The sequence below is a fragment of the Haloarcula sp. JP-Z28 genome (assembly GCF_011440255.1).
Taxonomy (GTDB): Archaea; Halobacteriota; Halobacteria; order Halobacteriales; family Haloarculaceae; genus Haloarcula; species Haloarcula marismortui.
In genome coordinates this window covers 1-1,197 of sequence record NZ_JAAOHT010000126.1, presented here as the reverse complement: position 1 = coordinate 1,197, position 1,197 = coordinate 1, and the positions used below count along the sequence as shown (strand labels likewise).

At 66.2% G+C, this 1,197-nt stretch carries 1 protein-coding gene; it reads right to left on the bottom strand.

Annotated features, from left to right (window positions below; all coding sequences use genetic code 11):
• Positions 1-211: 211 nt before the first annotated feature.
• Positions 212-1,174 carry a C-terminal binding protein gene (locus G9463_RS23140; RefSeq protein WP_165895760.1) on the bottom strand — a complete coding sequence of 321 codons (963 nt, stop codon included), beginning with the start codon at positions 1,172-1,174 and terminating at the stop codon, positions 212-214.
• Positions 1,175-1,197 lie beyond the last annotated feature (23 nt).

Here is a 1,197-nt window from a genome sequence, read left to right as displayed (position 1 = left end):
TCTGCCGGTGCGGCCCCGCCGTCGTCTGCATCAGTCCCGTCGCCCACCGCCGGACCGCCGCCGAGACACCCGGCAAGGACGAGCAGTGACACCACCAGCACAGTAAGTAACCGCGTTGTCATGTCTGAGAGGAGGCTGCCACAGGAGATAAGCTAGTATGGTTGATACGACCGGCGGGGCCGGCGACGCGGCACTTGCACCTGCAAAGGCGCTACAGCCAGTCCGTGTCCGGGTCGATTCGGTTCGGCGGCGTCTCGCCGGCCAGCGCGGCTTCGACGTTCGCCGCGACGGCGGCATTGAGGTCGTCGCGAGCTTCCTCAGAGTACCAGGCCGCATGCGGTGTGACAATACAGTTGTCAAGGCCGACCAGCGGGTGGTCAGCCGTCGGCGGTTCCTCGGCGAGTACATCGAGACCCGCCGCTCCAATCATTCCGTCCTCCAGCGCCGTCCGGAGCGCCGCTTCGTCGACGAGGCCGCCACGGCCGGTGTTGACCAGAATTGCCTGCTCACGCATCGCTGCGAGCGCGTCGGCGTCTATCATCTCTGCCGTCTCCCCGGTCAGCGGCGCGTGGAGGGAAACGTAGTCAGCTCGCTCGTACAGCGTCTCCAGCGCGACCTTTTCGACATCGGCGTCGGCCATCTCCTCGGCATCGACGTAGGGGTCGTAGGCAATCACGTCGAGGTCAAAGCCACGCAGTTGGTCGCGCACCCGCCGCGCGATGGGGCCGAAAGAGACGAGACCCAGCGTCTGGTCGCGGACGCGATGCACCGGCCGGGTTCGCTCCCAGCCCCAGCCGCCGTCGCGAACGTCGCGGTCGTAGGCCGTAAGCGTCCGAACACAGTCAAGCAGTAGCGTCACCGTGTGGGTAGCGACCTCGTCGGTACAGTACTCGGGGACGTTCGTGACGGTCACGCCGTTGTCTGCCGCCGCAGACACGTCGATGTTGTCGATACCGACGCCCGCTCTCGCAGCGATCTTGAGCTCGTCCAGCGCGTCAAGCACGCCGGCAGTGACCGGCGTGTTCACGTCCACGACGAGGCCCGCTGCCCCGGCAGCGGCGTCCCGGACCGCGTCCTCGTCGTCTGTCTCCGCGACGACGACATCAGCGTCGAGTTCCGCTCGCAGTCGGTCGACATCTATCATCGGGTCATCGCTTGCGACCACACGTTCCATATACGGAGTCATGGTCTGGGACG

Bases quoted from the DNA above. Each gene is read 5' to 3' on its own strand.
- G9463_RS23140 (WP_165895760.1), bottom strand. From the start codon at position 1,174: ATGGAACGTGTGGTCGCAAGCGATGACCCGATGATAGATGTCGACCGA.